The sequence below is a fragment of the Oerskovia merdavium genome (assembly GCF_014836755.1).
In the GTDB taxonomy this organism is placed as follows: domain Bacteria; phylum Actinomycetota; class Actinomycetes; order Actinomycetales; family Cellulomonadaceae; genus Oerskovia; species Oerskovia merdavium.
Genome location: NZ_JACSQF010000026.1, coordinates 25,684 through 49,071 on the forward strand (window position 1 = coordinate 25,684; position 23,388 = coordinate 49,071).

The 23,388-nt window shown below is 72.2% G+C and carries 24 protein-coding genes; 12 read left to right on the forward strand and 12 right to left on the reverse strand.

Annotated features, from left to right (window positions below):
- Positions 1-102: 102 nt before the first annotated feature.
- On the reverse strand, positions 103-1,584 hold the full coding sequence (gene yczR, locus H9641_RS18395; protein ID WP_191805860.1) for a MocR-like transcription factor YczR: 1,482 nt from the start codon (positions 1,582-1,584) through the stop codon (positions 103-105).
- A 61-nt stretch (positions 1,585-1,645) separates the two neighbouring features.
- Here yczR and yczE point away from each other — a divergent pair, with 61 nt between their 5' ends.
- Entirely contained in the window at positions 1,646-2,422 is a 777-nt protein-coding gene (gene yczE, locus H9641_RS18400; protein ID WP_191805861.1) for a membrane protein YczE, read from the forward strand.
- Between the two features lie 149 nt (positions 2,423-2,571).
- On the opposite strand, the gene H9641_RS18405 is transcribed toward yczE, so the two are convergent.
- The 3 genes from H9641_RS18405 to H9641_RS18415 all read right to left on the reverse strand — a co-directional run bounded on the left by H9641_RS18405 (position 2,572) and on the right by H9641_RS18415 (position 5,302).
- Positions 2,572-3,453 (reverse strand): siderophore-interacting protein, encoded by an 882-nt coding sequence (locus tag H9641_RS18405; RefSeq protein WP_318244685.1) that lies wholly within the window; start codon positions 3,451-3,453, stop codon positions 2,572-2,574.
- Positions 3,454-3,623: 170 nt separating this feature from the next.
- A complete protein-coding gene (locus H9641_RS18410; protein WP_191805862.1) occupies positions 3,624-4,628 on the reverse strand; it encodes an aldo/keto reductase family protein in 1,005 nt (334 codons plus the stop codon).
- Between the two features lie 68 nt (positions 4,629-4,696).
- Positions 4,697-5,302: a DUF3043 domain-containing protein gene (locus tag H9641_RS18415; protein ID WP_191805863.1), complete on the reverse strand. Its 606-nt coding sequence runs from the start codon at positions 5,300-5,302 to the stop codon at positions 4,697-4,699.
- 84 nt (positions 5,303-5,386) lie between these two features.
- Here H9641_RS18415 and H9641_RS18420 point away from each other — a divergent pair, with 84 nt between their 5' ends.
- The 4 genes from H9641_RS18420 to H9641_RS18435 all read left to right on the forward strand — a co-directional run bounded on the left by H9641_RS18420 (position 5,387) and on the right by H9641_RS18435 (position 8,892).
- Complete coding sequence (locus H9641_RS18420; protein ID WP_191805864.1) at positions 5,387-6,790, forward strand: dipeptidase; 1,404 nt, start codon at positions 5,387-5,389, stop codon at positions 6,788-6,790.
- Positions 6,791-6,904: 114 nt separating this feature from the next.
- The gene (locus tag H9641_RS18425) at positions 6,905-7,384 is read left to right on the forward strand and encodes a helix-turn-helix transcriptional regulator (protein WP_191805865.1); all 480 of its coding nucleotides are present in this window, start codon (positions 6,905-6,907) and stop codon (positions 7,382-7,384) included.
- A gap of 10 nt (positions 7,385-7,394) precedes the next feature.
- Positions 7,395-7,805 carry a VOC family protein gene (locus tag H9641_RS18430; protein ID WP_191805866.1) on the forward strand — a complete coding sequence of 137 codons (411 nt, stop codon included), beginning with the start codon at positions 7,395-7,397 and terminating at the stop codon, positions 7,803-7,805.
- A 262-nt stretch (positions 7,806-8,067) separates the two neighbouring features.
- Positions 8,068-8,892, forward strand: a complete 825-nt coding sequence (locus H9641_RS18435) for a VOC family protein (protein WP_191805867.1) — start codon at positions 8,068-8,070, stop codon at positions 8,890-8,892.
- A gap of 36 nt (positions 8,893-8,928) precedes the next feature.
- Here the strand turns inward: H9641_RS18435 and H9641_RS18440 are convergent, their stop codons facing one another.
- Entirely contained in the window at positions 8,929-9,588 is a 660-nt protein-coding gene (locus H9641_RS18440; RefSeq protein WP_191805868.1) for a TetR/AcrR family transcriptional regulator, read from the reverse strand.
- Between the two features lie 305 nt (positions 9,589-9,893).
- Between H9641_RS18440 and H9641_RS18445 the strand changes: the two genes are divergently transcribed.
- Entirely contained in the window at positions 9,894-12,071 is a 2,178-nt protein-coding gene (locus H9641_RS18445) for an ABC transporter permease (protein ID WP_225220696.1), read from the forward strand.
- A gap of 106 nt (positions 12,072-12,177) precedes the next feature.
- Here H9641_RS18445 and H9641_RS18450 read toward each other — a convergent pair whose 3' ends face one another.
- Positions 12,178-12,510 (reverse strand): antibiotic biosynthesis monooxygenase family protein, encoded by a 333-nt coding sequence (locus H9641_RS18450; protein ID WP_191805869.1) that lies wholly within the window; start codon positions 12,508-12,510, stop codon positions 12,178-12,180.
- Between the two features lie 26 nt (positions 12,511-12,536).
- Positions 12,537-13,061: an acyl-CoA thioesterase gene (locus H9641_RS18455; RefSeq protein WP_191805870.1), complete on the reverse strand. Its 525-nt coding sequence runs from the start codon at positions 13,059-13,061 to the stop codon at positions 12,537-12,539.
- 127 nt (positions 13,062-13,188) lie between these two features.
- Here H9641_RS18455 and H9641_RS18460 point away from each other — a divergent pair, with 127 nt between their 5' ends.
- Positions 13,189-13,575, forward strand: a complete 387-nt coding sequence (locus H9641_RS18460) for a DUF3817 domain-containing protein (RefSeq protein ID WP_318244686.1) — start codon at positions 13,189-13,191, stop codon at positions 13,573-13,575.
- 47 nt (positions 13,576-13,622) lie between these two features.
- Here H9641_RS18460 and H9641_RS18465 read toward each other — a convergent pair whose 3' ends face one another.
- A complete protein-coding gene (locus H9641_RS18465) occupies positions 13,623-14,213 on the reverse strand; it encodes a DJ-1/PfpI family protein (protein WP_191805872.1) in 591 nt (196 codons plus the stop codon).
- Between the two features lie 92 nt (positions 14,214-14,305).
- The gene (gene nadA / locus H9641_RS18470) at positions 14,306-15,496 is read right to left on the reverse strand and encodes a quinolinate synthase NadA (protein ID WP_225220705.1); all 1,191 of its coding nucleotides are present in this window, start codon (positions 15,494-15,496) and stop codon (positions 14,306-14,308) included.
- Positions 15,497-15,680: 184 nt separating this feature from the next.
- Between nadA and H9641_RS18475 the strand changes: the two genes are divergently transcribed.
- Together H9641_RS18475 and H9641_RS18480 are read left to right on the forward strand one after the other, a co-directional pair.
- On the forward strand, positions 15,681-16,952 hold the full coding sequence (locus tag H9641_RS18475; protein ID WP_191805874.1) for a glycerate kinase: 1,272 nt from the start codon (positions 15,681-15,683) through the stop codon (positions 16,950-16,952).
- Positions 16,953-17,155: 203 nt separating this feature from the next.
- On the forward strand, positions 17,156-17,506 hold the full coding sequence (locus tag H9641_RS18480) for a HesB/IscA family protein (protein ID WP_056651260.1): 351 nt from the start codon (positions 17,156-17,158) through the stop codon (positions 17,504-17,506).
- Positions 17,507-17,602: 96 nt separating this feature from the next.
- Here the strand turns inward: H9641_RS18480 and H9641_RS20835 are convergent, their stop codons facing one another.
- Positions 17,603-17,953, reverse strand: coding sequence for a sulfurtransferase TusA family protein (locus tag H9641_RS20835; protein ID WP_318244687.1), 351 nt, complete (start codon positions 17,951-17,953; stop codon positions 17,603-17,605).
- Positions 17,950-19,191, reverse strand: coding sequence for a cysteine desulfurase family protein (locus H9641_RS18490; RefSeq protein ID WP_318244688.1), 1,242 nt, complete (start codon positions 19,189-19,191; stop codon positions 17,950-17,952). Before H9641_RS18490 ends, H9641_RS20835 begins: the two co-directional genes overlap by 4 nt.
- 341 nt (positions 19,192-19,532) lie before the next feature.
- On the opposite strand from H9641_RS18490, the gene ctaC reads away from it, so the two are divergent.
- The 3 genes from ctaC to H9641_RS18505 are packed head-to-tail and all read left to right on the forward strand — an operon-like array spanning position 19,533 to position 22,656.
- A complete protein-coding gene (gene ctaC / locus H9641_RS18495; protein ID WP_191805876.1) occupies positions 19,533-20,444 on the forward strand; it encodes an aa3-type cytochrome oxidase subunit II in 912 nt (303 codons plus the stop codon).
- Positions 20,444-22,261 (forward strand): aa3-type cytochrome oxidase subunit I, encoded by a 1,818-nt coding sequence (ctaD, locus tag H9641_RS18500; RefSeq protein ID WP_068627777.1) that lies wholly within the window; start codon positions 20,444-20,446, stop codon positions 22,259-22,261. The genes ctaC and ctaD overlap by 1 nt, the downstream gene beginning before the upstream one ends.
- Positions 22,258-22,656, forward strand: a complete 399-nt coding sequence (locus H9641_RS18505; protein ID WP_191805877.1) for a cytochrome c oxidase subunit 4 — start codon at positions 22,258-22,260, stop codon at positions 22,654-22,656. Before ctaD ends, H9641_RS18505 begins: the two co-directional genes overlap by 4 nt.
- Before the next feature lie 591 nt (positions 22,657-23,247).
- Here the strand turns inward: H9641_RS18505 and H9641_RS18510 are convergent.
- On the reverse strand, positions 23,248-23,388 hold a 141-nt coding region (locus tag H9641_RS18510), incomplete at its 5' end, for a Fe-Mn family superoxide dismutase (protein ID WP_225220707.1).

The following is a 23,388-nucleotide window of genomic DNA, read 5'->3' on the forward strand; positions in this document are numbered from 1 at the left end:
GGAGGCGATTCGCGACGACAACCGCATGCTCGGCACCGAGACCAGACCGACCCGTCCCCCGCCCACGACGACCTACCCGACGACGACCTAGCCCACGACGACCTACCCCACGACGTGCTCCCACGCGGCCGCCAACCGGGGCACGGCCCGCCCGATCGCCTCGGCGTCCGGCGCGAAGGTGAGCCGGACGCGCGAGGTCGCTCCGCCGTCGGGCGTGAGGGACGGCCCCGGGTTGATCACCACGCCGCGCACGGCCGCCGCCGCGGTCAGGGCGTGCGCGAGCGGACGCCCCAGGTCGATCCACAACGACAACCCGCCCGCGGGCGACGCCACGCGCCACGACGGCACCGCGGCCGTGACGGCCGAGCGCAGCAGATCCCGCTGCGAGCGCAGCAGGGGAAGCCGCTCCGCGAGGACCTCCTCGCGTCGGGCGAGCAGCTCGGTCACCGCGAGCTGCTCGAGGACCGAGGTCGCGATGTCGCTCGCCGCACGGGTCCGGGCGAGGTGCGCGACGACGTCGGGGTGCGCACTGACCCACCCCACGCGCAGCCCGCCCCAGAAGGTCTTGGACGCCGACCCCACCGTGAGCAGGTGGCTCGTCGCCGACCCGTCGCCCGCGAGCGGCTCGGGCGCGGGGCCGTCGAGCGCGATGTCCGAGAGCGTCTCGTCGCCGATCACGGTCACGCGGTGGCGCAGCGCGATGCGGCGCACCTCGGCACGCTCGTCGGGCGTGAGGCTGTACCCCGTGGGGTTGTGGAAGTCGGGGATCAGGTAGGCGAGCCGCGGGGTGGCCGCGCGGACCGTCGACTCGAAGAGCGCGACGTCGAAGCCCGGGCCGTCGCCCGGCAGCCCTGCTCCCACGGGGAACCCGACGACGCGCGCCCCGCGCCCGACCATGGCCTCGATGCCGTGCGCGTACGTGGGGGACTGGACCACGACCCGGTCGCGCGGGCCGAGGACCGACTGCGCGATCGTCGAGATCGCGTGCTGGGCGCCCGTGGTGACGAGGACCTGGTCGGGGGTCGTGGGGGTGCCGCGTTCGGTGAGCCGGTGCGCGATCGCCTCGCGCAGCGGCTGGAGGCCGAGCGGCTCGTACCCGCGGCCCGACAGGTAGTCGGGCAGGGCCTCGAGCGCGCGCCCGTAGGCCGCGTGGAGCTGGGGCGGGGCGGCGGGGGCGGCCTGGCCCAGGTCCACCAGGTCGTCGGGTGGCTCGACGCCCACGGGGACCGGGGCGTCACCGCCGCACCACCGGGGCTGGGAGCGGCGCGTGGGGCGCGGCAGGACCGCGACCGTCCCGACGCCCGTGCGGCTCGTGACGAACCCGCGCTCGCGCAGCGCCGCGTAGGCCGCGGCCGTGGTGGTCCGGGACACGCCCAGGGCCCCGGCGAGGTCGCGCTCGCTCGGCAGGCGCGTGTGCGGGGCGACCGTGCCGGACAGGACCGCGCCACGCACCGCGTCGGCGAGCGCGACGTACGCGGGCCCCTCGGTCTGCCACCCCGTGATGAGCGCGCCGAGCGCTGGTGCAGAGAGCCGGCGGTGCACCGGAGGGAGCGTGGGAGCGGGCGCGGCGAGCGAGGTGGACATGGGGCCACTCTCGCCGAATTGGCTATGGATTACCAGTCCATTGATGCCGCACAGTGGGGGAGTGTCGATCACTCAGGGCTTCAGCCCCCTCCGCAGCACCCTCCAGCTCGCGCTCGGGCTCTTCGGCTTCTCGCTGACCATGGCCATGCTCCTCCACTCGGGCATGGGCGCCATGCCGTGGGACGTCTTCCACCAGGGGGTCGCCCTGCGCACGGGGCTCCCGCTCGGGGTGGTCGTCGTGGCCGCGAGCGTCGTGGTCATGCTGCTGTGGATCCCGCTGCGCCAGCGCCCCGGGATCGGCACGATCGCCAACATCGTCGTGATCGGCGCGACCCTCGACCCGTTCCTGCTGCTGCTCGAGCGCATCGACCCCGACCCCACGACGGTCGGCCGGGTGGCGCTCGCGGTCGCGGGCGTGGTCCTCAACGGCGTCGCGACCGCCGCCTACCTCGGCGCGCGGCTCGGACCCGGTCCGCGGGACGGCCTCATGACGGGCCTGGTCGCCCGCACGGGCTGGCCCGTGCGGCGCGTCAAGACCGCGATCGAGGTCCTCGTGGTCGCGATCGGGTTCGCGCTGGGCGGGACGCTCGGGTGGGCGACGGTCCTCTATGCGCTGGGCGTCGGCCCCGTCGTCCAGGTCGCGGCGAGGCGGCTCGCGCCGCACCTGCGTCCGGCGGTCGTCCCGGTCGAGGTGGCCGACGGCGTCGCGCACCTCACGGAGGACGTCGCGTCGGCGGACGGGGCCGTCGGCCCGGGGCCGGTCGAGGGTACGCGCGGCACGCGCGGCACGGACGGTCTGGGAGGGGAAGCGGGCGAGCCTGAGCCCAACGCTGCCTAGGCTCGTTCGCCGCGGTTCCGCGACCGGTCGTCGCGAACGCTCTCCCACGAGGGGGAAGCCCGACGACGGAGCGCACCCGGGGCGCGCGGGTGCGCTCCGTCGTCGGGCAGTCGGACGGCCGGGCCGCCACTTTGGCGCCCCGGCGGGGCCTAGTGCTGGTGCGCGGGCTCGGCGTGCTCGTGCTCGGCGTGGTCGTGCTCGTGGTCGTGCTCGTGGTCGTGCTCGTGCGGCTGCGCGTCCTCGTCGTCGCGGTCCGCGCGCACGTTGACGGCTCCCGCGGTCCAGTACCCGACGACCTGGTGCCGGTCGCGCGGCATGCCCCAGGCGGTGCGCAGGGTGCGGCGGACGTCACGGCTCGCGGCGCTCTCGCACGCGACCCATGCGTAGCCCGGCGTCGTCCGGACGGACAGGCCGCGCACGGCCTCGACGAGCGCGGTGCCCGTGCGGGCGCCCTCGGCCGTGACGAGCCAGGTGTAGGTCACGTCGCCCCGGGTCTCGAGCTTCTGGCGGTCCTCGAGCGTGGGGACCTCGACGACCGCGTGCGCGACGGCCCCGGCCGGGAGCTCCTCGACGATGCGCCCCAGACCCGGCAGGCCCGTGGGGTCGGCGACGAGCAGACGCCACTCGGCATCGGCGGGGGCGTCGTAGTAGCTGCGCGAGTCTCCGCCCGCGAAGACGCCCAGCACGTGGCCCGGCTCGGCGCGCACGGCCCAGTCGGACGCGAGGCCGCCGTCGTGCACCGCGAGGTCGACCACGATCGTCCGGCCCGCGTCGTGCACGCGGCGGGCCGTGTAGTGACGCCACGGGGGCTCGATGCCCTCGACGGGCACGACCCCGTAGTCGTCCTGGTTGAAGAAGGCGATCTCGGCGACGGTCTCGCCGGGGAACGGGAAGGCGAGGTCGATGCGTTCGTCGCCCTGCCCGTCGGTCGTCCACCGCCAGTCGCCGACGACCTCGAGATGGACACGGACCATGTGCGGCGTGATGCGCGTCGCCGTGACGACGCGGGCCGGGAAGCAAGGTGAGGACACCCTGACACCGTAGGTCGGGCGAGGGGGTGCTGTGGGGCCAGGGTGTACCGCGCACCGGCCACGGCGGGAGTCCCGGCACGACGACGGCGGCCCCGGGCGCTCGGTGAGCACCCGGGGCCGCCGTCGGGGGATCGGCCTTGCGGTCAGGCCGCAGGGCCAGCGAGCAAGGGTCAGCGCGGTCCGGGGGCTCCGGCGGCGGTCTTGCCGGCGTCGCGCTCGACGACGTCGCCGAGGATCTCGTCGATCTTCGTCATGAGCTCGGCGGGGATGACCACGCCCGAGGCCTTGACGTTCTCGGCGACCTGCTCGGGGCGCGAGGCGCCGATCAGGGCGGCAGCGACGTTGTCGTTCTGCAGGACCCACGCGACCGCGAGCTGTGCCTGCGTCAGACCCAGCTCGTCGGCGACGGCCTTGAGCTGCTGGACGCGCGTGAGCACGTCCTCGGTCATGAACTGCTGGATGAAGCGCGAGCCGTTGGCGTCCGTGGCGCGCGAACCCGCCGGGGCGGGCTGGCCGGGCAGGTACTTGCCGGACAGGACGCCCTGGGCGACGGGGGACCAGACGATCTGGGACAGGCCCAGCTCGCGCGAGGTCGGGACGACCTCGTCCTCGATGACGCGCCACAGCATCGAGTACTGGGGCTGGGACGAGATGAGCTGGAAGCCGAGCTCCTTCGACAGGGCGTGACCCGCACGGATCTGGTCCGCGGTCCACTCGCTCACGCCGATGTAGAGGGCCTTGCCCTGGCGGACGATGTCGGCGAACGCCTGCATCGTCTCCTCGAGCGGGGTCGACTGGTCGAAGCGGTGCGCCTGGTAGAGGTCGACGTAGTCGGTGCCGAGGCGCTGGAGCGAGCCGTTGATGGACTCCATGACGTGCTTGCGCGACAGGCCCGAGTCGTTGGCCCCGCCGGGGCCCGTGGGCCAGTAGACCTTGGTGAAGATCTCGAGCGACTCGCGGCGCTGGCCCTTGAGGGCGTCGCCGAGGACCTGCTCGGCCTTGGTGTTCGCGTAGACGTCCGCGGTGTCGAACGTGGTGATGCCGGCGTCGAGCGCGGCGTGGACGCACTGGGTGGCGACGTCGTTCTCGACCTGCGAGCCGTGGGTGAGCCAGTTGCCGTAGGTGATCTCGGAGATCTTGAGACCGGAGTTGCCGAGGAAGCGGTAGTTGGGCATGGGGACAACACTAGGTTGCCCGGGGCACCTCGGTGCAACTCCGGTCCGTCCGGCGGACCGGCCGGCGACTACTCGGGGAAGGAGCCGTGCTTCTTGTGCATGGGCTTGGGCAGGCGCGCGCGGCGCAGCTGGAACGCGCGCATCATGGCGTACATGGCGTTGCCCTTGGGGGCGCTCGGCCCGAACTTCGCGATCAGGCGCTTCTTGAGCGAACGCCACATGATGAACGCGTCGATGATCGTGATGAGCACGATCCCGTAGAGCACGAAGATGATGATCGTCGCCATGTTCAGGTTCTGGTTGAACACGAACGTCAGGACGATGAACACCAGGGCCACGGGCAAGAAGAACTCGCCCAGGTTCCAGCGGGCGTCCACGTAGTCGCGCACGTAGCGCTTGACGGGGCCCTTGTCCCGGGCAGGCATGTAGCGCTCGTCGCCCGTCTGCATGGCCTGGAACTGGCGGTCGCGTGCGTCACGCTGCTGCTGGCGCGCCGTCTTGGCCGCCGACTTGCGGTCCGAGGGCACGAGCGGGCGCTTGTTGGCGGCCTCGGAGACCTTGCGCTTGGGCGTCGGCCTGCCCTTGCCGCCGGCCTTCTCGATCTCGGCCGCAGCGGCGACGGGATCGGGGGCGTCGTTCGACGAGGGCGCGGAGGACTTGTTGCGTGAGAACACAGGTCCAGCGTAGTCGAGGACGGGGGCTGCCTCGTCACGGGTGCGGGCCGGACCGGGAACGTACCGGCGGGTAGCGTTGGCCGGGTGAACAGCACACCAGGAACCAGTACTCCTTCCGAGCCCGACGACGTCGCTCACCTGCGCGCCCGGGTCGCCGACCTCTTCCCCGCCCTGCGCGAGGACCTCGAGGCGCTCGTGCGCATCCCGTCCGTGTCGAACGCGGCCTTCGACCAGGCGCACGTCGCGGCGAGCGCCGAGGCCGTGGCCGAGCTCCTGCGCGGGGCAGGCCTGCCCGAGGTGCAGATCCTGCAGGCGACCGGGGTCGCCGGCCCGCTCGGCGCGCCCGCGGTCGTCGCGCGCCGCCCGGCCCCCGAGGGCGCACCCACGGTCCTGCTCTACGCGCACCACGACGTCCAGCCCCCGGGCGACGCCGCCGCGTGGGACACCGACCCGTTCGTCCCGACCGAGGTCGACGGTCGCCTGTTCGGCCGCGGTGCGGCCGACGACAAGGCCGGGATCGTCGCGCACGTCGGTGCGCTGCGTGCCCTCGCCGCGCTCGGGGACGACCTGCCGATCGGTGTCACGGTCTTCGTCGAGGGCGAGGAGGAGGTCGGCTCGCCGAGCTTCCTGCCCTTCCTGCACCAGTACGAGGACCTGCTCGCGGCCGACGTGATCGTCGTCGCGGACTCCTCGAACTGGAAGGTCGGGGTCCCAGGGCTCACGACGAGCCTGCGCGGGCTCGTCGACTGCGAGGTCGAGGTCGCCGTGCTGGGGCACGCAGTCCACTCGGGCATGTTCGGCGGCCCGGTCCTCGACGCGCTCACGCTGCTCGCGCGCCTCATCACGACCCTGCACGACGACCAGGGCAACGTCGCGGTCGACGGGCTGGTGTCCGCGCCGGACCCGAGCGTCGACTACGAGGAGGCGGACTTCCGCGCCGACTCCTCGGTCCTCGACGGGGTGCGCCTCGCGGGGGAGGGCGCGCTGTCCGGCCGGTTGTGGACCAAGCCCGCGCTGTCGGTCATCGGGATCGACGCACCGAGCGTCGCGCACGCGTCCAACACGCTGACCCCGCGCGCGACCGCGAAGCTCTCGCTGCGCATCGCGCCCGGCCAGGACCCCGTCGCCGCGCTCGCCGCGCTGCGCACGCACCTCGAGTCGAACGCTCCCTTCGGAGCGCAGGTCACGGTCCGTGACGGCGAGCTCGGCAAGCCCTTCCAGGCGCCGACCGACTCGACGGCGATGCAGGCCGCGCGCTGGGCCTTCGAGACGTCGTGGGGCACCGCGCCGGTCGACATCGGCATCGGCGGCTCGATCCCGTTCATCGCCGACCTGCTCGACGTCTTCCCGGACGCGGCGATCCTGGTCACGGGTGTCGAAGACCCTGACTCGCGTGCTCACGGTGCCAACGAGTCCGTCCACCTGGGCGAGCTCGAGAAGGTCGTCCTGGCCGAGGCGCTGCTGCTCACGAGGCTCGCGCAGGGCTGAGGCCCCGCGCTCCTGACGACCCGGGGCCGGGTCCGGGACGCCGTCGGACCGACGGTCGCCCTGGACCTTGCCTCGGGGCGGCCGGCCGAGGGGGCCCGGTGCTACGTTCGGAGCATGACCCCGCAGGAGCTCGAGGAGCTCGTCCTGCTGCGCCGCGCCCGCGACCTGATGGACCGGGAGTACGCGGCGCCGCTCGACGTCCCGACCATGGCGCGCAAGGCGCTCATGTCGCCGGCGCACTTCTCGCGGCGGTTCCGTGCGGCCTACGGCGAGACGCCCTACTGCTACCTCATGACGCGCCGGATCGAGCGCGCCATGGCCCTGCTGCGCGGCGGCGCGAGCGTCACGGACGCGTGCATGGCCGTGGGGTGTACGTCGCTCGGTTCGTTCAGCGCGAAGTTCGCGGAGATCGTGGGCGAGCCCCCGTCGGTGTACCGGAGCCGCGAGCACGCCGCCGTGAAGGCGATGCCCCCGTGCGTCGCGCAGGTCGTCACGCGCCCGGCCCGGGGCGCGACGGGCCCGTCCGGCACGTCCGGCACGGCCGCGCGAGCATCGAGCAGGATCGGAGAAGCGAGCGCACGGGCCTCGTCCTAGAGTCGCCGTCATGACCATCTCGCTGAAGTTCTGCAACATCACCGTCAACGACGTCGACGAGTCGATCACCTTCTACGGCGACGCGCTCGGCCTCAAGGTGCACAACGACGTGGGCGCGGGCGGGTTCCGCTGGGTGACCCTCGGTTCCGACGTGCAGCCGGGGCTCGGGATCGTGCTCTCGGCCCCGCACGCGGGCCGGTCGCAGGCCGACGGGGACGCGCTCCAGGAGCTCATGATCAAGGGTGTCCTGCCGATCCTCGTGTTCGAGACCGACGACGTCGACGCGCTCTTCGAGACCGTCCGGGCCTCGGGGGCCGAGGTCCTCCAGGAGCCCATGGACCAGGACTGGGGACCGCACGACTGCGCGTTCAGGGACCCGTCGGGAAACATGGTGCGGGTGGCCCAGGCGGCTGCGGCCTGATCTGGAGGAGCGGTCGCGGCCTGAGGAGGGGGAGCGGCTGCGGCCTGATCTGGAGGAGTGGTCGCGGCCTGACCTGCTGGGGAGTCCCCGCGGGCCGAGCCGGGGCGCCCACCGAGGCGCGCGCAAGGGAGGGCCGTCGTGCCGCGACCAGGGCCCGCCCGACGGCGTCCCCTCCGCGTGCGGTCGTCTCGCCGCGTGCCCCGGTCGCGCAGGTCGGGGCCGGGCGGTGGTCGACTCCTGTGCCTGGTGGTGGGATGGGGACATGGCGAACGAGTCGATGGTCCCCCTGCTGCCGTGCGCGTCGATCGACGAGATCGGCGACTTCGCTGCGGCTCTCGGGTTCGAGGTCACCTACCGGCAGACCCGGCCGAACCCGTACCTCGCGCTCCGGCGGGAGGGGATCGACCTGCACTACTTCGGGATCGAGGGCTTCCGGCCGGAGGACTCGTACGGCTCGTGCCTCGTCGTGGTCGACGACACCGAGCCGTTGTACGACGCGTGGGCAGCGGGCCTGCGCGCTGCCCACGGGAGGCTCCCCCTGAGCGGGTTCCCCCGGATCACCAGGCCTCGCCGCCGGGCGAACGCCGACGGGCTGAGCGGCTTCAGCCTGGTGGACCCCTCGGGCAACTGGATCCGCGTCGTGCGGCGGGCCGGCGACGGTCCGGCGGGCGACACGGTCGACGCAGCCGAGGCGACCGGCTCCGTGCCCGACGTGCCGGCCGTCGACGCGGCCGAGCTCGGCGCGGCCTTGGAGGGTGAGTCCCGCCTGCTGCGAGCCGTCTCGAACGCGGTGGTCCAGGCGGACTCGCGCGGCGACGTCGGGCAGGCCGCGAAGATCCTCGACGGAGCGCTGCGGCGCGAGGAGGCCCTCGGGGACGCCGGGGCGTCGGCGCGCGACCGGGTCGAGGCCCAGGCCTACCGGGCCGAGCTGGCCGTGCGCCTCGACGACGCCGGGACGGCCCGACGCATGCTCGACGAGGTCGACCGCTGCGTCGCGGCCGCGCGAGGTCAGCACCTCACGCAGGACCTGACCACGATCCTGACGCAGCTCGAGGACGTCAGGGAGTGGCTGGCCGCGCAGGGGTGAGCGGGGCCGTCGAAGAGGGCGGACGGACTCACCGGGTCACAGGAGGAACGGTGTGCTGGGGACCGTGAGGTAGTCGTCGGGGTGCGTGACGGGTGCCGAGAGCATGCCTGCGCACGCGTCGATCAGGAAGTAGCCGACCCCGGTCCAGGCCGGCGGGGCCCCCTCGTGGACACGGGCCTCGTGCCCCGCGCAGATGCCCAGGGTCATGGGGCCGAGGATCTCGAACCTGCCCCTGACCACGCGTGGCGGGAGATCGCTCAGAGCCGCCTGCAGACGGCTGATGAGGTCCTCGACGACCGGGTTCGCCGTGGTCAGTCCGGCCAGCGCCTCGGCGACCGAGGGGACCGTGCGGACCTGGAACACGAACCGTGCACGCCAGCTGGGGACGGGCAGCGACGCCAGGTGCTCGATCCACGGCAGGAGCAGGCAGGCGAGCAGGTCTCGCACGCCGGCGTCGTCGCTCAGAGTGGCGACGAGCGCCGTCCGGCGCCGGTTCATCTCCTCGAGGTGCCGGTCGAGCAGCGCACGCAGCAGCTCGTCGCGGCCGCCGAAGTGGTAGGCGATGGCCGAGTGGTTGGCCGTGCCCGCGTGCTCGGTGATCCGACGGTTGGACACCGCGTCGATGCCGTAGCGGGCGAAGAGCTCCTCGGCCGAGTTCAGCAGCGTCTCGCGCGCCCGGTCGCTGTGCTGTCCCATGCGGTGGGCCTCTTCTCGTGATGGTCTCTCATGTCCCCGTGCGCGCCTCGACCGCGGCCCGTCGAGGCCTTGACCTGCGAGGACTCCCTGCCTCGAGTCCGGGTGCGGTGATCATGCCACCTGATCGACGGGGGTGCCCGTCGCGTCGCTGGGCGGGACCCTCGCGTCCACCACGTGACATTTTTACGCCACGTGGCGTAATCTCGTCGAGTTGGACCATCCCAGCCGCACATCGAGGCGGCGCCCTTGCAACGGCGCACGGGGCCGCACGTCGCCCTCCCACCACGCCGTACAGGAGCACACACTTGAGCAACCAGACACCCCCGCGCACCTCGGGCACGGGGTTACCGGACCCCGCATCGCCGCCCGTTCCGACGACGGACGGTGCAGAGGGCGCCGCCGAGGCTGCGGCCGAGGCGGCCGCCCTCAAGCGGGCCAAGGCCGAGACCATCGGCCGCTACGTGGCCATGTTCTTCATGCCGCTCGTCATGGTGTCGATGATGATCAGCGGCTACCTCGGGACGATGCACGCCCCGACGCCGCACGACATGCCGATCGCCGTCACGGGCACGGCCCCGGACGCGCGGGCCTTCGCCGAGGCGCTCGAGGCCGCCGACCCCGACGCGGTCGACGTCCGTATCGTCGGTTCGGACGAGGAGGCCCGCGAGCGCGTGCTCGACCGGGAGGTGTCGGGAGCCGTGCACATCGTCGACGGCGAGGCGACGGTGTACACGGCAGGCTCGGCCGGGTCGTCGCAGTCCTCGACCGTCACGGGCATGCTCGCCCCGCAGGTCCTGGCCCAGGGGCTGACGCTGGGGACCGAGGACCTCGCGCCGCTGCCCGCGTTCGACCCGGCGGGCCTGGGGGCGATGTTCCTGGCCACGGCACTGGTCATGGCCGGCTACCTGCCCTTCAGCGTGACGCTCTCCAACTCGCCCGAGCTCCTGCGCTTCCGTCGGGCCGTGCCGCTCCTCGCCGGCTGGTCCGCCCTGGTCGCGGCGCTCGTCTGGACCGTGACGGGGCCCATGCTCGGCGTGGTGCAGGGGCACACCCCGGAGGTGCTGGGCATCGCCTGGCTGGGCGTCTTCGCGGTCGGAGCGGTCCAGCTCCTGCTGACGCGCTTCCTGGGGCCCATGGCGGTGATCGCGGCCATGCTCCTCCTGACGGTGCTGGGCATGCCGGCCTCGAACATGAGCATGAGCGTCTACACCATGCCGGAGTTCTTCACCTTCCTGCACGCGTTCCTTCCCATGCCGGCGATCGGCGAGGCGCTCCGCTCGGTCCTGTACTTCGACGGGTCGGGCGTCGGCTCCCACCTGATGGTCCTGGTCGTCGGCGCGGTCGTGGCCCTGGTGCTGACGCTCGCGTTCGACGCCCGCAAGCGGCGCCGCAACCCGGACGCGGGCCCGCCGCCCGTCACCGTGCCGTCGCTGCACGGCGGGCCCCGGCCCGCGACGCCCCGCTGGCGCTACACCGCGCTGCTCTTCTTCCCGCTCGCCATGGTCACGATGATGATCTCGGTCATGCTCGGCGCCATGTCGTCCCCGACCCCTCGTGACATGCCCGTCGCGGTCGTCGGGTCCACGGTCGAGCAGGCTCAGGAAGCGGTCGACGGGCTGGACCAGAGCATGCCCGGCCTGTTCGACCTGCGAGCCGTGGGCTCGGTCGACGACGCCCGCACCCAGGTGCAGGACCGCACGGTCAGTGCGGCCTTCGTGCTCCCCTCGGCGGAGCACCCGAGCGCGACCCTGGTGACCAACCAGGCAGCCGGTGCGAGCGCGAAGCAGGTCGTCACGGCCGTGTTCGGCCAGGTCGCCGCCGGGCAGCAGACGGAGCTCACGACCGAGGACGTCGCCCCGCTGTCGACGACCGACACCATGGGCTCGGTGAGCATGTACCTGGCCATGGGCTGGGTCATGTCGGGCTTCATGATCATCATCGTGGGGGCCAACGCCGCGCCGAGGTCCCGGCCGCTGCGCCGCCTCGTGCCCATCGTGGCGGGGTGGGCCGTGTTCATGTCGGCGGTCCTGTGGCTGATCGCCGGGCCGATCACGGGGAGCATCAGCGGGCACTTCTGGCCGCTGCTCGGTACGGGGATCGTCGCGATCTTCTGCGTGGCGATGTTCAGCGCGGTGCTCGAGCGGCTCATCGGGATGCTCGCGGTCGTCCCCGCGGTCGGCATCCTGATGCTCGTCGGGGTCCCCGCGTCCGGGGGCGGACTGTCGATCTACATGGAGCCCGAGGTCTTCCGGGTCCTGCACGAGATCCTGCCCATGCCGGCCGCCGTGGAGTCGATCCGCTCGATCCTCTACTTCGGTGGGGACACGGTCGGTTCGCACCTGGTCACGTTCGGGATCTGGGGAGTCGTGTCGCTCGCCCTGGTCATGGTGATCGACAGGGTCAAGCCGCTGCGCACCGGGTCCGTGCCGCACGAGCCGGACGTCGCCGAGCCCGAGCCGGTCAAGGAGCTGGCCCTCGTCTAGCGCCGGCGGCTCCCGGCAGCTCTCCGCGGAGCCCACCGGCACTGGCGGGCACCGCCCGCGCCACGTCGCACGAGGGCTTCCTGGTGACCGGAGCCCCGGCCGTGCGTCAGGCGGGACGGGCGGCCGGGACGGCCTCGTCCCACGACACCTCGCGGAAGTGCTCGACGACCGGGAACGGCTCGTAGAAGGGGTGGAGCAGTGCCTTCCACTCCTGGTAGCCGGCCGATCCGCGGAAACCCACGGTGTGCGCCTCGAGGCTGTCCCAGCGCACGAGCAGGAGGTACGTCGCGGGCCGCTCGAGGCAGCGGCCGAGCGAGAGGTCGCGGAAGCCCGGCACGGACGCGATGATCCTGCGCGCCGTGCCGAACGCCTCCTCGAAGGCCTGCTCGCGGCCGGGAACCACGTGCAGCAGGGCGTGCTCGAGCACCTCGTCGGTCATGGCCCGGAGCCTAGGGCGACCGGAGGTCAGCGGGCCGCGACGTCCACGGCCTGGGCCCAGTCGCGCACGTCCGCGGGGAGCTCGGGGCTCGTGACGTCCGCGCCCAGCAGCCCGATGACGTCGGGTCCGGGGATGCGGTCGCCCGCCTTCGAGAGGAACCGGCCCGCGATCAGCCCGCGCGCGCACAGGTCGCCGCCCCGGGAGAAGACCTGCTCGAGGTAGACCACGCGCTCGTCCCACCCGAGCACCCGGGTGGTGATCTCGAAGCGGTCCCACAGCTGGAGCGAGCGGCGGTACTTCATGGTCGAGGAGGCCACGACGGGGTACCAGCCCTTGTCGCGGAGCAGGCCGAACGCGCCGAGGTCGGCGAGGAAGTTGCTGCGGGCCACGTCCATCATCTGCAGGTACACGCCGTTGTTCACGTGCAGGTAGAAGTCGAGGTCGCCCGGGCGCACGCGCATGCGCGTCACGGAGGGGTCGAGCACCCCGCGGCCCGGGACGGCCTTGCGCGGCAGGGTGCTGGCGATCGTGAGCTGGATCTGTCGGGTCACCGTCGCAGGGTACAACCTGGAACGGGCGGTATCAGGTATCTCGGAGGAGTCCCGGAGGCCGAGCCCCACCGCGGAGACGCGCCACAGGGTTTCGGCCCGCCGATGGCGACGTGTGAGGATGGCCCCCGTGACCTCCCGGACCGCCGCCCCCCTGCCCGACAGCGCCACGCACGACGCCCAGGCCGTGCGGCCCACGACCTCGCGCCACTGGACCGTCCGGGCCTTCCGCGCGGTCGCGATCGCCGAGGCGTTCTCCTGGGCGGGCCTGCTCGTCGGGATGTACGTCAAGTGGATCGCCGAGGCCTCCGAGATCGGCGTGAAGGTCTTCGGCCCGGTCCACGGCGCGCTCGTGATCGCCTACGTCCTCCTCGCGATCCTCGTCGCGGTCCGCCAGAGGTGGTCGCTCCTGACGGTCTTCTTCGCCCTCGCGGCGACCCTGCCGCCGTTCCTCACGGTCGTGTTCGACCGGTGGGCGCACCGCTCGGGTCGCTACGCGGAGCGCACGAGCGCCTGACCGACGCGCCGGTCCGTCCGACCGGCTGCGATGCGCCCACCCTCGGGTCAGGCGCCCTCGTACTGCAGGTCGTGGCGCACCTGGTCCGCGACCTCCGCGTTCTCGAACCGCTCGACCAGGTGGAGCGCCATGTCGATCCCGGCCGAGACACCAGCCGAGGTGACGACGTCGCCGTCGTCCACGAAGCGGGTCTCGGTGTCGACCATGATGCTGGGGTCGATCCCGGCCAGCTCGTCGTAGTGGTCCCAGTGGGTCGTCGCGGGGCGACCGGCGAGCAGCCCGGCCGCTGCCAGGACGAGCGAGCCCGTGCACACGCTCGCGAGCAGAGGGGTCTGGACGCGCATGGCGTGGAGCCACTCGAGATGGATCCGGTCGCCCACGAGCGGCTGCACCCCGGGACCGCCCGGATAGACCAGGAGCTGGAGGGGACCGACGTCGTCGGCCGAACGGTCGGGCACCATGTGCAGGCCCTGCGCCAGCCTGACCCCGCGCCCGTCCCACGAGAACGTGGAGACCCGCGGCTTGAGGGCCGAACGCTCGCGCCACGCGGTGAACACCTCGAAGGGGCCGGCGACGTTGAGCTCTTCGGCCCCGTCGAACACGTAGATGCCGATGCTCAGACCGTTTCCGGTGGTCATCACTCACCCCTCGGTTCTTCTGCGGCAGTGCAGTCGTGCGGTCGTGCGGTCGGCGGGCCCGCCGGCGTGCGCCGACGGACCCGCCGGAGGTCCTACAGCCCGGGAAGGGCGAGCATCTGGTCGAGCGCGACGCGAGCCCAGTGGGCGTCGTCGGCGTCGACCACGATGCGGTTGACGGTGCGGCCCGCGACGAGCGACTCCATGGCCCACACGAGGTGGGGCAGGTCGATGCGGTTCATGGTCGAGCAGAAGCAGACTGTCGAGTCGAGGTAGTGCACCTGCTTGTCCGGGTGTGCCCGCGCGACGCGGCGCACCAGGTTGAGCTCGGTCCCGATCGCCCAGGACGAACCGGGCTCGGCCGCGTCGAGCATCTTGATGATGTACTCGGTCGAGCCGACGTAGTCCGCGGCCTCCACGACCTCGTTCTTGCACTCGGGGTGGACCAGGACGTTGACGCCCGGCACCGCGGCGCGGATGTCGGTCACGTTGCGCTCGGAGAAGCGCCCGTGCACCGAGCAGTGCCCGCGCCACAGGATCATGCGCGCGTCGCGCAGCTCGGCGTCGGTCAGGCCACCGTTGGGCTTGCGCGGGTCGAACACCACGCAGTCCGCGGGGGACATGCCGAGCTTGAGCAGCGCGGTGTTGCGGCCGAGGTGCTGGTCCGGCATGAACAGGACCTTGCCGGTGCCGTCGACCCCACCCACCTGGTCGAACGCCCACCGCAACGCGACCTCGGCGTTCGAGGACGTGCAGATGGTCCCGCCGTGCCGACCGGTGAAGGCCTTGATCGCGGCGGTCGAGTTCATGTACGTGACAGGGAGCGTGACGTCGGCGATCCCGGCGTCCTGGAGGACCTCCCACGCGTCCTCGACCTGGTTGATCGCCGCCATGTCGGCCATCGAGCAGCCCGCCGCGAGGTCCGGAAGCACGACCTGCTGGGCGTCCGAGGTGAGGATGTCGGCGCTCTCCGCCATGAAGTGCACGCCGCAGAAGAGGATGAACTCGGCCTCGGGGCGGGCCGCGGCCTCGCGCGCGAGCTTGAACGAGTCGCCCGTGACGTCGGCGAAGTCGATGACCTCGTCGCGCTGGTAGTGGTGGCCCAGGACGAAGGCTCGCGAGCCGAGCGCGGCGCGGGCCACGCGGGCACGTTCGACGAGGTCGGGGTCGCTCGCCGCCGGCAGCTCGCCGGTGCACTCGACCCCCCGCTCGGAAGCCAGGTCCCGGCCCTGCCCGAGCAGCAGGAGGGGGGACGGGGCGGGTTCCGCAAAGGTGTTGTCCAGCAGGATGCTCACGGGAACATCGTCGCACAGCGAGGCCGGGACGAGGGGGTTCGTCCAGCTCCTCCGGGCCGCCCGACGGCGCAGCGCACGTCTCGTGAGCAGGTCCGTCTCGGGAGGTGGTCGTCTCGCGGCCGGGCTCGGTGTGACCCCCGCCACCGACGGTGCGCGGACCTGGCACAATCGCGCCATGCGCCTTCTCCTCGCCGTCGCGGAACCGCTCGCACTGACCGACGGCACGCTCACCGCAAGCGAGGTGCGGGACCTGGTCGGCGCGGTCTGGGAGGCGTCGTCGGGGGCGCTGGTCGACGCGTGCGTCCTCGACCCGGGCGCGGACGGCTTCCTGCGCGCACTGGCCGAGCGCGTCCCGGACGAGGTCGTGACGGTCGCCCGCGACACCCGCGGGCGGGACGTGCCCGTGACGTTCCGCCTCGGACCGGCCACGCCGGGCGGCGCGCGCACCGCGTACGTCGAGGCGGCGGCGCTTCGCGCGACGACCGGCGCGGCTCTCACCGACGACTCCCCGGGGGCCTCTGCGCACCCTGACCAGTGCGACCTGGGCGCCCGGACGAGCTACGGCGTCGGGCAGGTCGTCGCGCAGGCCGCACGGCTCGCGTCGCGCGTCGTCGTGGCGACCGGTGGCCTGGGCGCGCACGACGCGGGCGCCGGCATGGTCGCGGCGCTCGCGGGAACCGGGAACGGGCCCGACGGGCCCCTGACCCGGGGAGGCGCAGCGCTCGGCGAGGTGGGCCCGGCCGACGCGGCCCAGGTGCTCGCGGCACGCGAGCACCTCGCGGGGATCGAGCTGGTCGGCGCCGTGGACTCCGACCTGCCCCTGCTGGGCCTGCACGGGACGAACGGCGCGCTCGCGGACGCGGACCGTGCCCTGGCTGCGCTCGCCCAGGAGCTCGAGCGCGCGCACGGGCACTGGGCGCACGAGGTCTCCCGAGCGCTCGCCCAGGCGTCGGCGGGTGCGGCGCCGCGCTCGCTGCTCGCAGGCCCGACGGCGCAGGCCGGCCCGGTCGCTCAGGCCGCGGCTGCTGCGGCGCAGGCCGTCCGCGAGACGAGCCGGGCCCTCACGACGCTGCCCGGGGCAGGGGCCGGTGGTGGGCTGGGGTTCGGCCTCGCGGCCCTCGGGGCACGGCTGCTGCCCGGCACCGCGGTCGTCGCGGACGTGGTGGGGCTCGACGCGCGGGTCGCTGCGGCCGATCTGGCGGTCGTGGTCGTCGACGTGCTCGATGCCTCGGCCGTGCACGACGGCCCCCTGCCCGAGGTAGCGCGCCGGGCCGCCGCGCTCGGCCTCCCCGTCGTCGTCCTGGCCCGGGAGGTGCTCGCCGGCCGGCGCGAGCAGGCGGCCGCGGGGATCAGCGGAACCTACGAGCTGGGTCGGGACGAGCCGTCGGCGAGGGCCCGCGTCGGTCGCGTGGCCCGCACGTGGAGCGGCCGCGCGCCGGGTGCCTGAGGTCCGCTGCCCGTGGACCGCCTCGTGGGCCTCACGACGAGCCGCAGGCGCCGCCGTCGTAGACTCGGGAACAGAACCACGACCCGTCGTGTTGACGGGTATGCGACAAGCCTGAGGACCGATCGGCCTGCCCGGGAGCGGGAGCCGCAGGCCGACGGCACACCACGGGGCGAGAGCCCACCGAAGACTGTGCGGAGAACACGATGAGCGAGACCACCGAGACCGCCACCCACGGCGTCCTGCTGACGGACTTCGCGGCCGGCAAGATCCGCAGCCTCCTCGAGCAGGAGGGCCGCGACGACCTGCGTCTGCGCGTCGCCGTCCAGCCCGGCGGATGCTCGGGCCTGATCTACCAGCTCTACTTCGACGAGCGCGTCCTGGACGGCGACGTCCTCAAGGACTACGACGGCGTCGAGGTCGTCGTCGACAAGATGAGCGTCCCCTACCTGGACGGCGCGACCATCGACTTCGCCGACACGATCGAGAAGCAGGGCTTTACGATCGACAACCCCAACGCGGGCAGCGCCTGCGCGTGCGGCGGTTCGTTCGGCTGATCCGCAGCGCCCGGCCCTGCGGCCTCGCAGCGGTCGAGCCACGACGGCCCGGTCACCTCACGGTGGCCGGGCCGTCGGCGTCTTCGGGCCTTCCGCTCACCCGCCCAGGCGGACCGTGATCGCCCAGGTCGTGCCGCCGTCGGGCACGCTCGTGGTGCTCTCCTGGGCCGCCGCCCGCGGGGGACCCGCGTCGTCGGGCGCGGGGCGCGCGTCGCCCGCGGTCTCGACCACGACGTCGTCCAGCACGGCGTTCTCGACCACGACGTGCCCGCGCATGCGTGCCCACGCGGGTACGTCGTGGCGGGCCGCGGGGTCGGTCGACCAGACCGTCAGCACGTCGCCCGGCGAACGGTCGCGCGCGACCGCGGCGAGCCGGATGACCGGCAGGGGGCAGCGCAGGCCGCGTGCGTCGACGACCTCGGGGCTCGGCAGCGGCTCGTGGCTCACAGCCCGCTCACCCCGAGCGAGGCGCGCACGCGGGCCACTGCGCCCGGCAGGACCGCGAGGAAGCGGTCGACGTCCTCCTCGGTCGTGCTCCGGTCGAGCGCGATGCGGACGTTGCCGTGCGTGAGGACGCCCATGGCGGCCAGGACGTGGCTGGGCTCGAGCGAGCTCGACGTGCACGCCGAGCCGGACCCGACCGCGAAGCCCGCACGGTCGAGCTCGCTCACGAGGGCCTCGCCGTCCACGAACAGGAACGAGAACGTCACGACGTGGGGGAGCCGGTCGTCGGGTTCGCCCACGACCTCGACGTCGGGGATCTGCCCGACGACGGCCCGCACCTTCTCGACGATCGCGCGCCGCCGCGCGTCCTGGGCCGCGCGGTCGGCCAGGACGGACTGGAGGGCCACGGCCGCGGCGAAGGCCGCGGGGACGCTCACGCCGCCCGGGAACCAGGGGTCGGCATCCTCGGGCCACCTGCGGCGCCAGCGGACGCGGTTGCGCACCGCGAGCACACCGACCCCGGCGGGGCCGCCCCAGTCGCCGGGGTCCGCGGCGAGCAGGTCCCAGGTGCCGGGCACCTCCGCGTGCCCGACGACGGCGCCCGCGTCCACGAGGAGCGGGACCCCCGCGCGGCGGGCGGCCTCGTGGACGGCGCCGACCGGCTGGACCGTCCCCACCTCGCCGTTGGCGGCCTGGAGCGCGGCGAGCGCGATGCCGGGCGACGAGACGGCCTCGATCATCGCGGCCTCGTCGACCCGACCGAACCGGTCGACCGGGACGGTCACGAGAGGGGGCGAGGCCCCGTCGGTCGCGCCCGCGGTCACCGAGGAAGCGGTCGCCGCGGGAGCCTGTGCGGTGGCTCGCTCGGGGGAGCGGCCCGCCGAGGACGTGGCCAGCTCGGCCGCGTGCAGGACGGCCGCGCGCTCGACCGCCGAGACGACGATCCCCGGCCCGACGCGTCGGCGCCCCAGCGCGACCGCGCCGACGGCCGCGTGCAGCGACGAGGTGTGCGAGGGGGAGAGGTGGACCTCCTCGGTGCGGGCTCCCAGGCCCGCGGCGATCGCCTCGCGGGCGCCGTCGAGGAGCACGGCCGCGCGCCGCGCCTCGGCGTGGAGGCGGCGAGGGTCCGCCCACCCGTCGTCGAGCGCCTGGTCGAACGCGGTGCGGGCGAGGGGGTGAAGGAGCGCCCTGCCCCCGTTGTCGAGGTAGACCCGGCGCGGGGGAGTGGTGGTATCCGTCACATGTGCTCCTGGGTGGGGTGGAAGGCGGTGCGGAGTGGTCCGCGGGCCTGCCGATCGGCGGACTTTCATTGGAGATGCGCCGAATGTGCCGAGGCGGCTTCTCACAGTCTGCACGGTAGCGTGAGGCTCGGGCGAAGCGACGATCTGACAGAACGGTCAGAGGTGTGCCGAACCCCGTGTTTTCGGGGAAAGTTGGCGGATTCGTCACGTTCGCAGGGCGCGTTGACGGCGCGCGGGAGGGCATTCAAGCGCTAGGCTCTGTGGGTCGAGGACGAAGGTTCTGCGGGGACCTCGTGGAGAGATCGAGCCCCCCTGTCGGACGTTGAAGTGAAAGGCCCCCCTTGCACTCGCAATCCCCTAGCCGCACACGGCGAACCATCCTGCGAGCGACGGCTTCCGCCGTCGCGATCGCAGCGGTGGCGTCCGGTTGTGCCAGTGAGACCGTTCAGCGCGGATTTCTCCCCGGATATTCCGACGGTGAGGTGACCGACCAGACCGCCCGCATCACATCGCTGTGGAACGGGTCCTGGATCGCGGCACTGATCGTCGGCGTCATCACGTGGGGACTGATCCTGTGGTGCGTGGCCGCCTACCGCAAGCGCAAGGACGACCACGTCCTGCCCGTGCAGACGCGCTACCACCTGCCCCTCGAGATCATGTACACGGCTGTGCCGATCGTCATGGTTCTCGTGCTCTTCTACTACACCGACCGGGACATGACGGCGATCAAGGATCTCTCCGAGACCCCTGACGTCGAGATCCAGGTCATCGGCAAGCAGTGGAGCTGGGACTTCAACTACCTCACGGACGACGTCTACGAGTCGGGCCAGCACGAGGCCAACGTCGGAGACCTCCGTTCCGAGGACGAGATCGAGGGTGCCCCGGGCACCGCGACCTCGCTGCCGACGCTGTACCTGCCCGTCAACGAGGTGGTCCGGTTCAAGCTGGACTCCCGTGACGTCATCCACTCGTTCTGGATCCCCGCGTTCCTCTACAAGATGGACATGATCCCGGAGCGCACCAACGAGTTCCAGGTCACCCCCACGCGTGAGGGTGTCTACGCCGGCAAGTGCGCCGAGCTCTGCGGTGAGCACCACTCGGGCATGCTCTTCAACGTGGCCGTGGTCTCCCGCGCGGAGTACGACGCCCAGATGCAGAAGCTCGAGGACAAGGGCCAGATCGGCGAGCTCGGGCTGGACCTGAACCGCCTCCAGGACCCGAACCAGCCCGTCGTCACGGAAGGTGAGAACTGATGGTCGCGCAGGCCGAAGTCATTCCCGGTCTCGCCCCGAAGCGTCAGACGCTCGGACGAACCGTCATCAAGTGGGTCACCTCGACCGACCACAAGACGATCGGGTACATGTACCTGATCACGTCGTTCATCTTCTTCTGCATCGGTGGCCTCATGGCCCTCGTGATCCGCGCGGAGCTCTTCGAGCCCGGGATCCAGATCGTGCAGAGCAAGGAGCAGTACAACCAGCTCTTCACGATGCACGGCACGATCATGCTGCTGCTGTTCGCGACCCCGCTGTTCGCGGGCTTCGCGAACGTCATCATGCCGCTGCAGATCGGTGCGCCCGACGTCGCGTTCCCGCGACTGAACATGTTCGCGTACTGGCTCTACCTCTTCGGTGGGCTCATCGCCTCGGCCGGGTTCTTCACCCCGCAGGGGGCCGCGTCGTTCGGCTGGTTCGCCTATGCGCCACTGTCGAACACGACGTTCAGTCCAGGAGCCGGAGGGGACCTCTGGGTCTTCGGTCTGGCGCTCGCCGGGTTCGGAACCATCCTCGGTGCCGTCAACTTCATCACGACGATCATCACGATGCGCGCCCCGGGCATGACCATGTTCCGCATGCCGATCTTCACCTGGAACACGCTCGTCACGAGCCTCCTGGTCCTGATGGCCTTCCCGCCGCTCGCCGCGGCCCTGTTCGCGCTCGGCGCGGACCGCAGGCTCGGCGCGCAGATCTTCAACCCGGAGAACGGCGGTGCCATCCTCTGGCAGCACCTCTTCTGGTTCTTCGGCCACCCTGAGGTCTACATCATCGCGCTGCCGTTCTTCGGCATCGTCTCCGAGATCCTGCCGGTCTTCAGCCGCAAGCCGATCTTCGGCTACAAGGGTCTGGTCTACGCGACGATCGCGATCGCGGCCCTCTCGGTCACCGTGTGGGCGCACCACATGTACGTCACGGGCGCGGTCCTGCTGCCGTTCTTCGCCTTCATGACCATGTTGATCGCCGTGCCCACCGGTGTGAAGTTCTTCAACTGGATCGGCACCATGTGGCGGGGCAAGCTCACGTTCGAGACGCCCATGCTCTGGTCGATCGGCTTCCTCGTGACGTTCCTCTTCGGTGGTCTCACGGGCGTCATCCTCTCGAGCCCCGCGCTGGACTTCAGCCTCTCGGACTCGTACTTCGTCGTGGCGCACTTCCACTACGTGGTCTTCGGCACTGTGGTGTTCGCGATGTTCGCGGGCTTCTACTTCTGGTGGCCCAAGTTCACGGGACGCATGCTCAACGAGAAGCTCGGCAAGCTGCACTTCTGGCTGCTGTTCATCGGCTTCCACGCGACCTTCCTCGTCCAGCACTGGCTGGGTGTGGCCGGCATGCCGCGTCGTTACGCGGACTACATGCCGGAGGAGGGCTTCACGTGGATGAACCAGGTCTCGACGGTCGGTGCCTTCATCCTCGCCGCGTCGACCCTGCCGTTCCTCTGGAACGTCTACACGACCTGGCGCAACGCGCCCAAGGTCACCGTGGACGACCCGTGGGGCTACGGGGCCTCGCTCGAGTGGGCGACCTCCTGCCCGCCGCCGCGTCACAACTTCACCTCGCTGCCGCGCATCCGTTCGGAGCGTCCTGCGTTCGACCTGCACCACCCCGAGGTCGCGGCCATGGACCACGCCGAGCCCAACCCGAGCGTCCTGCAGCAGGTCTACGGTGACGCCGACCGCCGCGGCGAGACCGCAGCAGCGGTGGACCGGGTCGAGGGCACGGAGCGTTCCAGCTCGTCGACCTCGACCATGATCATCGACGAGCCGCGCGACGGCGAGAAGGAGGACGGCAAGTGAAGGTCGAATCGAGGCTCCACCTCTTCCTCGCACCGTTCTTCCTCCTGATGGCGCTCGTCTACGGGTTCTGGAGCCACTGGGAGCCGGTCGGTTCCGCAGCGCTCTTCCTGACCTTCGGGCTCGCGGCCATGATCGGTGCCTACCTGGCGCTGACCGCCAAGCGCATCGACGCCCGCCCCGAGGACGACCCGGACGGGCTCATCGAGCAGGGCGCCGGCGACCAGGGCGTGTACGCCCCGTGGAGCTGGTGGCCGCTGGCCATCGCCGCAGCCGCTGCGATCGCCTTCCTGGGGCTCGCCCTGGGCTGGTGGATCTTCGGCATCGGCGTCGTGCTCGGTTCGGTCGCGCTGGTGGGCTGGGTCTTCGAGTTCTCTCGCGGACAGCACGCGCACTGATCGTCCGAACGTCACGACGGGCCCCGTCTCCCTCTGGGAGGCGGGGCCCGTCGGCGTTTCCGGGCACGTGAGGTGGACCGTCGCTGCACTCGCCCGTGGGGTGTCGTGGCGTGCCTGTGGGCCCCGTCTGGGCGGCCGTGCCACCTCGGCGGAGCATTCCCTGACCTGATCCAGGTCAGGAGGGCATACGGTCCCACCGCGATGAGAGCCTCTGTGGTCCAGCGGACACCCATGAGGTGAAGGAGCGCGAGAGACGTAGGAGAGAGCCCAGCACCGGGCCCGAGCCGCTCGGCGCGGCCACCGGGTGCCGGCGCCCGTGGGCCGACCCCGTGCGACGACTGTTCGACGCCACAGGAGGGGCGTACGGGGCCCGTGCCTGCCACCCGCCCGCCCGCGTGGCACCTTGCCGTCGGCGCCGTGCTTGTCGTCGCGCTCCGCGACGCGACACCTCGAGGTGTCCAGGGTCCTTCGATCGAGCGCACTGCGACCGCACTCCGCTCCGAACGCTGCGTGGGGGCTTCCTCGAACGACGTACGGGCCGCACAGCACCCCGAGAAGGGGGCTGTACGGCCCGTGAGGGGACGTCGAGGGTCAGGCGGGGATGATGAGGCCTTCGCCCTGGGTGCGGGCGCGGGTGAGGCGTGCGTCGGCGTCAGCCCAGTTGACGAGGTTCCACCAGGCGGTGACGTAGTCGGCGCGCACGTTCTGGTAGTCGAGGTAGTAGGCGTGCTC

Coding starts and splice junctions, on each gene's coding strand:
- H9641_RS18450 (WP_191805869.1), bottom strand. CDS start 12,510: ATGACCGACGAGGTGCTCGAGCACGCCCTGCTGCACGTGGTTCCCGGC.
- H9641_RS18410 (WP_191805862.1), bottom strand. CDS start 4,628: ATGCCCAACTACCGCTTCCTCGGCAACTCCGGTCTCAAGATCTCCGAG.
- ctaD (WP_068627777.1), top strand. CDS start 20,444: ATGGTCGCGCAGGCCGAAGTCATTCCCGGTCTCGCCCCGAAGCGTCAG.
- H9641_RS18425 (WP_191805865.1), top strand. CDS start 6,905: ATGACCCCGCAGGAGCTCGAGGAGCTCGTCCTGCTGCGCCGCGCCCGC.
- H9641_RS18435 (WP_191805867.1), top strand. CDS start 8,068: ATGGCGAACGAGTCGATGGTCCCCCTGCTGCCGTGCGCGTCGATCGAC.
- H9641_RS18440 (WP_191805868.1), bottom strand. CDS start 9,588: ATGGGACAGCACAGCGACCGGGCGCGCGAGACGCTGCTGAACTCGGCC.
- H9641_RS18465 (WP_191805872.1), bottom strand. CDS start 14,213: ATGACCACCGGAAACGGTCTGAGCATCGGCATCTACGTGTTCGACGGG.
- yczR (WP_191805860.1), bottom strand. CDS start 1,584: ATGTCCACCTCGCTCGCCGCGCCCGCTCCCACGCTCCCTCCGGTGCAC.
- H9641_RS18430 (WP_191805866.1), top strand. CDS start 7,395: ATGACCATCTCGCTGAAGTTCTGCAACATCACCGTCAACGACGTCGAC.
- H9641_RS18480 (WP_056651260.1), top strand. CDS start 17,156: ATGAGCGAGACCACCGAGACCGCCACCCACGGCGTCCTGCTGACGGAC.
- H9641_RS18475 (WP_191805874.1), top strand. CDS start 15,681: ATGCGCCTTCTCCTCGCCGTCGCGGAACCGCTCGCACTGACCGACGGC.